Source organism: Desulfotomaculum sp. OF05-3 (assembly GCF_003435535.1).
Taxonomy (GTDB): Bacteria; Bacillota; Clostridia; order Lachnospirales; family Lachnospiraceae; genus Pilosibacter; species Pilosibacter fragilis.
The window spans coordinates 108,546-118,635 of the sequence record NZ_QWGO01000011.1 but is presented as its reverse complement, the minus strand read 5'-3'; the positions used below and the strand labels follow the sequence as shown (position 1 = coordinate 118,635).

Sequence of the window (10,090 nt, the reverse complement as noted above, 5' to 3'; positions counted from 1 at the left end):
CCGGACAGACGGCTTCGCCGCAACGGAATATTCATCCACATAATATTTACCGCCAATAGCAAAATAGTATTCTATAACGCTGGTATAGGCATTAATAGGAAAATCAACAGACTGCGGTGCTGCAAACTTATTTACAGCAAGCAAACGGTCGTCCCTCGTTGTAAATTCGGAAAGCACTTGAATAAGGTGTTTAATATCTGTGCGAATTGCAGCATCTGTTTCCGGCAGTTGATAACCTATGGGAAAATAGACCATAGCATCATCAGAATCTGCCTTAATTCCCACAAAACGGTCTCCATCCTCATTTGTGTTCACATGGCAATGACTTTTTATATCAAATTGTAAAACAGACTGTAATGCCTGATCGAAATTCATCATAAATCACCGCCTTACCGCTCAGAATTGACAAATGCGCTTCTCACATTTTCCTTAAACATCTTGAATCTATCAAGCTTGGTTGCATACATGAACGCACGAATAACCTGTTCAAGACTCTGGTAATTGGTCGTTTCAAAAACAATCTCGCGATTAAATTTGAAGGCATCATCCCACAGATACTTAATGACCTTTTCCGGGAATCTACGATTCTGCTTCATAGCATCACGAATTCGATCCAAGTGTACCTTCTCATCCTTGGAGATATTGCCAACCATTTCTTTCTTCCTTAGTGTGTCGTATTCTCCATCGCTCAAGTCACCCATTTCATCATTGAACTGAAGATCTTTGAGATGAACAAAATAAGCACCCAGACGCTTATCCTCAGCAGAGGACATTCTCGCACTGTTGCCGATGACTATTCTATTAATCTCCGTGCAGAAATTTCTCCATGTAATAGTAGTATCCAGAATCACTGCATCAGCCAATTTCGGATCGACATTATCAAAGTTATTTTCAATCAGTCGCATATCCCATCTACGCTGAAATGCAGTATCCAATGTAAAGACATTTTGGTCAGATGTGTTCATTGTTCCAATGATAGAAAGATTTGAAGGAATTCTTACTTTTGTAGTTTTCCTACCTTCTCCATACATCTCTCTTGCAATATTCATATTTGTGATGCCGTATTCACTGCTTCCAATTGGAAAACCATCATTATCAATATCATGGATATCACCCTTTCTATCGAGCAGCTGAAATACTTCACCAAAAATAGCTGGAGCATTACCACGGTTAATTTCCTCGATAATTAGAATATACTTTTCCGTAGGATGATTATATGCCTCACGCAAGATGTTGGTAAATGGTCCCGGAGTGAACCTATAGCTTACCTGACCACCCTCATCAACGGCAGGTAAAATCTGACCAACAAAGTCAGCGTAAGTGTAATCCGGATGAAATACCAGTCGTTCAACTTTTGTTCCCGGCTTGCAATACTCATGTTCGATTGTCCAACTCTTACCCGATCCCGGAACACCGTAAAGTAATATATTTTCACCATTGGTTTCCCTTTCAGCCTCGTTCGGGAGTTCAATTTCAGCTTCATCGGTATCTGACTGATTATCTCCGACCAAAGAACTTGCTTGACCTTGAAGCATATTGATTTCTACCACCTTCGCAAAATCATCATTGATTGCAAAGCACCCCTCATTTTCGTATGGCACATCAACTTTGTCAAGAACTTTCCATAGAACCAATCGCGTCAAAATTCTGTCACTCTTTTTGGGCGCATGAGTTTCTTCGTTTTCACGCACTGCAATCAGACGGTCTCTTATCTGGAGATATTGCGTATCATAAAGATACTCGGAAGAATTTATAAAACAAGCCCATTCCGCTTTTGTAATATATCCTTCAAGTTTAGGTTCTGATAGCAGTTTGAAGAGAATCAAATATGGCCTAAGATTCCTTCCAAAACGCTCCTGCTTTACATTAATATGAACCAGGATGTCAAAAAGAAGTTGGTTCTTTTCGTCCAAGCTCAAGTTGTCATGCAGTGACAACTTAACTTTTTCGCCATCTGTAGGCTCTTCTACCAATGTAAAGGCATCTAAAAATGTGTAACCTATGTCTGAAACCTCAAATGTTGTACATTCAGAATCAATATACCGAATGAACTTCATTTCTCTCAAAGTCAATTCTGCATGCGTATCCCTCTTATCCTCGGACCATTCACCACCACGCTCCTGAGCAATTCTTGCTCTTGCAGCCGGAAAAATAGTATCTTTGCCATCGGCCGAAGTCATAGGCTGATTCTTTCTCACTACCTCAAGAAGATAATAGATGTATTCAAGACTAGTAAAGCTGGTCTGCAAAATTGTTTTATTATATTCTTTTGTGCCGCCTGCCATTTTTATACCTCCCATATCTTTATATGATCTGTAACAATAATTTTTTTATCAATAACGGTGGGATACCTTCACCTATTACAGTGCGAATCAAGTTGTCGGTAGCCCATTGGGGAATATCCCAATCCTTTGGAAGACTCGATACAATCATCAACTCATAAATGGTGAGAACACGTGGATTAGTATACATCATATCCCCATTCTCATCCTTCTTCCACGGAGAACCTGGATGGACATTATTCTGAGAACCGATTCTAAAGTTATATGTCGTGATTGTTGAACTAGGCTTATTCCAAAACATTCTGTGATATGCAGTATCATATCCTTTGACTCGTTCTCCGTTGGTTTTCTTTGGGTAATGCACAGGATTATCGTATGCCGTGTTTCCTGTAGGGGTATATAACATACATTCAACATTTCTCCACACATGAGTCATTGGTTGATGCCATTTGTTAAATGCCAATGCTTCCGGAGTATTTGGGGGGAGAACATTACGATACTCCTTTTCTTTTATATTCGGCCATAAATCTGGAATTCCAGCAAACGCTTCCTCAAGTGTAACGATATGTTTTTCTTTTTTGGGGAAAACCCAATTAATTCCAGTTGCTTTATCTGCACATAGAAAAATTGCTCGGCGTCTCATTTGAGGAACCCCATAATCCATGGTGTCCAAAACTTTTTCTGCATTTATATTATAAAATGCTCCTATCCGTTTCTCAATATACTCAGGAATAGTGATCTCTGTCCCCTCATAGTTGATTGGAGTGGTTAGTTGCTGTGGAACATTTTCAATCAAGACATAAGTTGGCCTCAAATCCAAGATTGCATCAATCGCATACTTAACTAAACTGTTGCGCTCATCATAAGGATTCATTTCCCCTGCGATACTCATCCCCTGACAAGGTGGTGTTGCAATAAGAAAATCTACTGGTCCTTTCTTAGCTTCAGTAATAATTTGACTATAGATTTTTGCATCAGTTATGTCACCAACAATCATATTGGTCTTTGGATACAAGTGTCGATAGAACTCGGCACGTTGCGGAACTAATTCGTTTGCAACAGCAACATGAATGTCTAAATCAGCGAAATATGTCTCAGCAATACCAACATTTGAGAATAAAGATACTGCTCTTAACATAGTTCGTCCCTCTCTTTCAGATGTAATTGAGCTACGAGCACCTTTACCAATAATGGTGGGATACCTTCGCCTATTACCTGCCTGATTAGTTTCGGAGTTGCCCAATCTGGAATTGCCCAATCATCTGGTAAGGTCATTACACGCATCAATTCAAAAATTGTTAAAACTCTTGGATCAGAGTATATTCCTTTTTGATCAGTCGGTCGGCCTGGATGAACATTCTGAAAGGATGAAATAGTATGGTTATAAGCAGTAATTGTCGGCGCTGGGCGATCCCATTCCATACGCATATATGTTCTCAATGCGCCACCAACCATAGTGCCATCTTTCTTCTTAGGAAAATATACGCTATTTTTTCGTGCACTTTGACCTTCTGGAGTATGCATCATCACTTCAATATTTCGCCAAACATGTTCTCTCGGACAATGCCATTTCGACACTGCTAACCCCGTAGCTTTTTTCTTCTCATAATCTGGAAATACATCTCTATGCTCTGGTTCCTTAACTAATGGATCTAAAGAAGGTAGATCTCCGATGACATCACGTAAAGTGACAAATTTTTCGTTTTTTTCTGGAAAATCCCACTTAATACCTGTTGTCTTTTTCGCCAATAAGAAAATTGCTCTCTTTCTTTGCTGTGGAACACCGTAAAACTTCGAATCAATTACAGGATTTTCATTAAAGTAATAAATGCCACCAAGTCTTTTTTTCAAATACTCTGGAATAAGAATCATTTTTCCTTCATATTCAATCTTTGTTTTCAACTGCTGCATTACATTCTCAATGAAAACAAAATCTGGCTGAATTCGAAGAATCATGTCTACAGCACTGGTAATAAGACCATTACGAATATCTTTCGGATCTTTTTTACCCGCTGGACTCATACCCTGACAAGGCGGTGTCGCAATGATAAAATTAACATTTCGTCTTACGGATTCTTCATAAACTCTTTCAAAAACAGCTGAATTCAGAATATCTCCACAAATCATATTGCACTTTGGATAAACATCCTGATAAAAGCGTGCTCTTTCTTCAAGTACCTCATTGGCAACAACAATATCAATACCCACCTCAGAAAGATAGGTTTCTGCTATTCCAACATTCGCAAACATTGATAGTCCATTCATATCATTTTTCTCCATTCTCGTCCTGATATTGAAGTAAATCTGATATATTGCATTTTAAGACAGCACATATCCTATCTAACGTATCCAAATCAATTTTACGGACTTTTTCATTATACATATCGCCAATAGTGTTAGGACGAACATTTGCCAGTTCGGCAAGTTTCTTTCGTGTCATTTTTTTTCTTCCCAAAACCTCTGACAACTTAATTCGTATCATCTTTGCCTCCATTAAATAACTCTATTCGTTATTTATTATATAATGTTTGATATTAAATAACAGACATATGATAACACAAACAAATTAATTTATCAATAGTTTCAAAAAGCAAAAGTAGTTGAAAGCAGTATTTCTTATTTACTCCATTTTTCACGCAAGCAACAATGCGATGAAATGCATGCTGAACCAGTCACATTTACTCAACACATTCCGTTACCGTTCCAGATACTGCTAACTTCATCGTTCTTTCTTAAATAGAATTTGGCCTACAAATGTCCTTTTACAAGAGTATTTGAAACACCAAACTCTAATCTGTATTCTCAACCCTCGCCAAACAGAGCAGTTAATTTGTTCCCAAGCCAACAAAAAATGGATTTCCACTATCCGGCATTTGAGTGCCTGGATAGTAGAAATCCATTTATATTTTGGTGCTTTTGCTCTTTATTTGCTTACTCTTGACATCAATACTACCGTCTCCACATGCCCTGACATTCCAAACATGTCGACAGTTCTAACGCGTTTTACCTCATATCCGTTCTCCCCGAGATACTTCACATCTCTCGCCAACGTCGAGGAATCACAGCTCACATAAACGACTTTCTCCGGTGCCATCTTTACGATCGTCTCAAGGCAGAGCTCATCACAGCCTTTTCTTGGCGGGTCGACAACGATCACATCGGCTTTGATATGATTTTTTTCATACTGTTCCGGAAGAACCTCTTCGGCTTTGCCGACGAAGAATTCTACATTGTCAAGGCCGTTGCGCTTCGCATTTTCCCTCGCATCCTCGATCGCTGCCGGAATGATCTCGACACCGCAGACTTTTCCGGCTTTCTGGGCGAGGAAAGAAGAGATGGTTCCGATTCCACAGTAGAGATCCCAGACGGTCTCACCGCCGTTTAAATCAGCGAATTCCAGAGCTGTTCCGTAGAGACGTTCTGTCTGGACCGGGTTTACCTGATAGAACGATAGCGGAGAAATCCGATATTCGATGTTTCCGATCTTATCCGTGATATAACCCGGCCCGTAGAGATTTTTGATCTCGGTTCCCAGGATCACGTTTGTCTTTTCCATATTGAAGGACAGGGAGATACTGTCCGCGCCGGCTTCACGCATCCGCCCGATGAACTCTTTCTCATGGGGCAGTTTCTTTCCGTTGATCACGAGACATACCATATGTTCACCGCTGGCGAAACCTTTTCTTAAGAGAACATGGCGCACAAGTCCCTTGTGGTTTGCCTCATCATAAGGTTCCACACCAAAATCTTCCATGAATTTTAACACTGCCGCCAGATAGTCTTTATTTTCCGCACATCCAAGCAGGCAGTCCAGCTCCGGTACCGGGATCAGGGAGTGGGTCCGTCCGGCAAAGAATCCCGCCGTCGGTTTTCCGTCTTTTTCGCGGCCGATCGGGTACTGCGCTTTGTTGCGGTATCTCCACGGGTCTTCCATTCCAATGATCGGTTCCATGACGACCGCGTCCGGCACTCCCGCTGCCTGTTCCGCCTCTTCCGGCAGGAACAGGTTTTCCATGCCGCCGATGCGTTTTAAGTGATTGTATACTTTCTTTTCCTTGAATTTTAACTGCTCTTTATAGTCCAGTTCCTGAAGCTGGCATCCGCCGCAGGCTCTCGCCACCGGACATTTCGCCTCCACGCGGCCTTTTGCCGGGGTGATGACGCGCACAAGACGGGCAAAGCCGTAATTTTTTTTCATTTTCATGGCTGACGCCTCGATCGTATCCCCGATCAGGGCATCCTTCACGAACCAGATATATCCGTCCACGCGGCCGATACCTGCACCGTCCTCTCCCATATCCTCGATAGTCACTGTAAATTTATCGTTCTTCTTGATTTCCATAATTCGTTCCTTCTATATAAATATTGTGATTTTCTAAGTTTTCTTAAGTATACAGGAATTCCTCTCGCATTTGCAACCCCTCAACACATAAACAGAACGAAAAAACCGACTTTCCATGCCCCGCAGAGAATCTGTGGAACCGGAAAGCCGGTCTCTATTCATCAAATATATAATTTACACATTATGTAAACCGCAATTTATGCTCTCGCCTCAGAACCTGCCTTCTTGCTTAACAACTCCTTACCGGATGTAACAACGATGATCACACCGAGAACCATAAGAAGGATCGCAACGATCAGCTGAAGTCCTTCAACCATAAATACTGCAGTACCTGCGCTGAATGCGTTTACAAGAGCAAGCGTTCTCTGAACCAGTGCTGTGAAGGTTACGCAGAGCATGATCACGCACGGTACGATCAGGGTCTTGTTCTGTCTGCCTGTTACCTTTAAGAATACGCAGAGTGTGATCAGAACAAGTGCACTTAACAGCTGGTTTGCGCTTCCGAATAACGGCCAGATGTTGGAGTAACCGACTCTTGTAAGGATATAGCCGAATGCAAGTGTAATGATCGTGGATACATATTTGTTGCAGAGGAATTTTCTCCAACTCTCCGCATTCTCCATATCGTCTACGGAGAAAAGCTCCTGGAAGGACATACGTCCGATACGTGCTACTGCATCAAGGCTTGTAAGAGCAAGAGCGGATACACACATGGTCATGAAGCACTGTGCAACATAGATCGGAAGACCGAACATCTCAAGAAGTCCAGCAACGCCGGAGGAGAAGATCTGGAACGGAGTTCCTACTGCTGCGGTACCGTCAGCGGCTGCGGCGGCGCCTGCTACACAGAGTGCAAGTACGGCTAAGAGGCTCTCGAGAACCATTGCGCCGTAACCAACTTTTAACATATCTTTCTCGTTCTCAACGGTCTTGGAGGAAGTACCGGAGGAAACGAGGCTGTGGAAACCGGAAACAGCTCCGCAGGCTACGGTTACGAAAAGGATCGGGAACATGTTTCCGAGCTTCTCATTTGTGAAGCCTGTGTACATCGGAAGGTTCATGTTCGGATGCGCAACAACAATACCGACAACAGCGCCGAGGATCATTCCTGCAAACATGAATGTTGTCATGTAGTCACGCGGCTGCTTTAAGAGCCACATCGGAAGAACAGATGCAAAGAAGATATACGCAAATGTGAATCCTGTCCATGCGTCCTTACCGCCGATTAACGGAAATGCCATACCGATTGCAAGAGATGCAACCGTGCATGCAAGTCCTACGAAGAACTCGCTCTTGCCTTCAAGGTTGAGCTTCTTCTGAAGGACACCGAAAACCATCGCAAATACGATAAATGCAATGGAAATGGAGCCTGCGGCGCCGTTTGTCTGAGCCGCTGCTGCCAGCTCTGTAACGCCATCCTTAACCGTATAAGCATTGAATGTGCCTGCAACCATGTCAGCAAAGGCTGCGATAACAATCAAGGTAAATAACCAACAGAAGATCAGGAATAACCGCTTACCTGTCTTGCCGATGTACTTCTCGATCAGGAGTCCCATGGACTTACCTTCGTTCTTTACGCTTGCGTAAAGAGCGCCGAAGTCTGTGACCGCTCCGAAGAAGACACCACCGACAAGGATCCAGAGAAGAACTGGAACCCAGCCGAATGCAGCCGCCTGGATAGCGCCCGTTACAGGGCCGGCACCTGCGATAGAGGAAAACTGGTGTGAAAAAACGATCCAGCCGTTTGTTGGTACATAATCCTGTCCATCTTCATGTGTATAGGCAGGTGTCTTTGCCTTCGGGTCGATGCCCCAGGTCTTTGCCAGCCAGCGTCCGTATACCATATATCCGCATAACAGACACACAGCTGAGATGAGAACGATTACTAATGTGTTCATGTCATTTCGCTCCTTTGTAAATTCATTTCGTCATACCGGAATGTCGCGAATTCCGGTCCCTGTAGTCCATCCATATTCAAAAGGGGGTGAAAAAACAAAAACCCCCGTCTCCATAGGGATCGCTCCCTTAGAAGACGAAGGATCTAACATTCTCCGCGTTACCACTTCTGTTGCCGGAAAACCGGCCTCTCAGTCCCATCCTCCTCAAGTATCTGCTGTACTCTCAGATGAATCGGTCCCCTTTTAACGGTGAGGTTTCCGTCCGGAATTACTAAAATGAGCTGTTCATCCCGGCTGCTTCCAGGTGATAACCTTCTAATTTCTTATCTGCCTCGCACCGACCGGCAGCTCTCTGAATAAGATCCTGTTAGAAAGTCCTGTCCCGTTCATCGCATTTGAATATGAACAACACTCATTTTAGTCACAAAAGTGATTTTGTCAACCGTTATTTTTTGATCTTTGCGGTTTCTTATCAGTGCAAAGCGCACATATATCTTTTTCACGCGGACATTTCGTGTCATCTGTCTTTCTATGACAAATTATTATCAAAATTATGCACGATTTATGATCCGCTGCGGGTCAATTTTTCTACATACTAGTTTTCACTCGTCCGGCGGACATTCGTCTCCATGAAGCGGTTGTAGCCGAGCCAGCCCATGTTGTCCCCGGCACCTCTTAAGATCTCTGTCATGGTCTCCATTTTCGCGTCCGCGTTGTCCGCAAGATTTAATGCCATCGCCTCGATCAGGGCTGGTTTCTTCGGGGAACCGTACTCAAGCTCACCGTGATGTGCAAGAATGCAGTGGATCAGCTCACTCTCCAGCTTTTTCGGGAATCCCGGCATCGTGTCGATCCGCTCTTTTACCATCTGGGAGCCGATGATGATGTGGCCGAGAAGCTGTCCGTCATCTGTGTAGTCATTCTCCGGGAACGCGGAAAGTTCTTTTGTCTTTCCGATATCATGGAACATCGCTGCCGTCAAGAGCAGGTCGCGATTCAGCACCGGGTACTGTTTACAGAAGTAATCGCACATTTTTACAACACTTAAGGTATGTTCTAAAAGTCCGCCGACGAAGCCGTGATGAACGCTCTTTGCCGCGGAATGGAAGGAGAACGCCTTCATGAACTCCGGGTCGTTGAAATAGCCGGATGCCAGCTTTCTTAAGTACTCGTTCTTGATGGTTGTGATGTACTGGGTGAGCTCATGCTGCATCGTCGGGATGTCCTTTGTGGTCACCGGGAGATAATCTGCCGGATGGTACTCGCCCTCATCCGCCTTGCGGATCCGTTTTACATTTAACTGGTTCTGTCCCTGGAACAGAGTCACGTCCGCGTCAACATACACGTAATCCAGTGCGCAAAACTCGTTGATTCCCGGAGAGTTTAACTCCCAGATCTTCGCGTCAACAGTTCCTGTTTTATCCTGCAGTACAAGAGAACCATACTCTTTTCCATTCTTTGTGAGCGCGATCTGTTTTGTCTTGCACAGGTATACATCCGAAATGTGGTTTCCTTCCCGGAATGTTTCAATAAATCTCATAATCTCTCCTTCTATTCATTGCGTCGAC

At 43.4% G+C, this 10,090-nt stretch carries 7 protein-coding genes, 1 pseudogene and 1 other annotated feature; all 8 genes and pseudogenes read right to left on the bottom strand.

Translation table 11 applies throughout. The features are described from left to right. A pseudogene (locus DXA87_RS08135) lies at window positions 1–378 on the bottom strand (LlaJI family restriction endonuclease); the annotation flags it as partial. A gap of 11 nt (window positions 379–389) precedes the next feature. Beyond that, window positions 390–2,285: an AAA family ATPase gene (locus tag DXA87_RS08130; RefSeq protein ID WP_242998024.1), complete on the bottom strand. Its 1,896-nt coding sequence runs from the start codon at window positions 2,283–2,285 to the stop codon at window positions 390–392. A gap of 19 nt (window positions 2,286–2,304) precedes the next feature. Next, window positions 2,305–3,420 (bottom strand): DNA cytosine methyltransferase, encoded by a 1,116-nt coding sequence (locus tag DXA87_RS08125; RefSeq protein ID WP_117503821.1) that lies wholly within the window; start codon window positions 3,418–3,420, stop codon window positions 2,305–2,307. Beyond that, on the bottom strand, window positions 3,414–4,547 hold the full coding sequence (locus tag DXA87_RS08120; protein ID WP_199537914.1) for a DNA cytosine methyltransferase: 1,134 nt from the start codon (window positions 4,545–4,547) through the stop codon (window positions 3,414–3,416). Before DXA87_RS08120 ends, DXA87_RS08125 begins: the two co-directional genes overlap by 7 nt. Before the next feature lies 1 nt (window position 4,548). Next, window positions 4,549–4,764 carry a helix-turn-helix transcriptional regulator gene (locus DXA87_RS08115; RefSeq protein WP_117503818.1) on the bottom strand — a complete coding sequence of 72 codons (216 nt, stop codon included), beginning with the start codon at window positions 4,762–4,764 and terminating at the stop codon, window positions 4,549–4,551. 441 nt (window positions 4,765–5,205) lie between these two features. After that, window positions 5,206–6,624, bottom strand: coding sequence for a 23S rRNA (uracil(1939)-C(5))-methyltransferase RlmD (gene rlmD, locus DXA87_RS08110; RefSeq protein WP_199537913.1), 1,419 nt, complete (start codon window positions 6,622–6,624; stop codon window positions 5,206–5,208). A 197-nt stretch (window positions 6,625–6,821) separates the two neighbouring features. Further along, window positions 6,822–8,522: a carbon starvation CstA family protein gene (locus DXA87_RS08105; RefSeq protein WP_117503816.1), complete on the bottom strand. Its 1,701-nt coding sequence runs from the start codon at window positions 8,520–8,522 to the stop codon at window positions 6,822–6,824. 127 nt (window positions 8,523–8,649) lie between these two features. Beyond that, window positions 8,650–8,921: a binding site (T-box leader), on the bottom strand. 196 nt (window positions 8,922–9,117) lie between these two features. Then, window positions 9,118–10,062, bottom strand: a complete 945-nt coding sequence (locus tag DXA87_RS08100; RefSeq protein WP_117503814.1) for an HD domain-containing protein — start codon at window positions 10,060–10,062, stop codon at window positions 9,118–9,120. Window positions 10,063–10,090 lie beyond the last annotated feature (28 nt).

What these genes read in the sequence shown, in the direction of transcription:
- DXA87_RS08105 (WP_117503816.1), bottom strand. Translation starts at nt 8,522, where the DNA reads ATGAACACATTAGTAATCGTTCTCATCTCAGCTGTGTGTCTGTTATGC.
- DXA87_RS08100 (WP_117503814.1), bottom strand. Translation starts at nt 10,062, where the DNA reads ATGAGATTTATTGAAACATTCCGGGAAGGAAACCACATTTCGGATGTA.
- rlmD (WP_199537913.1), bottom strand. Translation starts at nt 6,624, where the DNA reads ATGGAAATCAAGAAGAACGATAAATTTACAGTGACTATCGAGGATATG.
- DXA87_RS08130 (WP_242998024.1), bottom strand. Translation starts at nt 2,285, where the DNA reads ATGGCAGGCGGCACAAAAGAATATAATAAAACAATTTTGCAGACCAGC.
- DXA87_RS08120 (WP_199537914.1), bottom strand. Translation starts at nt 4,547, where the DNA reads ATGAATGGACTATCAATGTTTGCGAATGTTGGAATAGCAGAAACCTAT.
- DXA87_RS08125 (WP_117503821.1), bottom strand. Translation starts at nt 3,420, where the DNA reads ATGTTAAGAGCAGTATCTTTATTCTCAAATGTTGGTATTGCTGAGACA.
- DXA87_RS08115 (WP_117503818.1), bottom strand. Translation starts at nt 4,764, where the DNA reads ATGATACGAATTAAGTTGTCAGAGGTTTTGGGAAGAAAAAAAATGACA.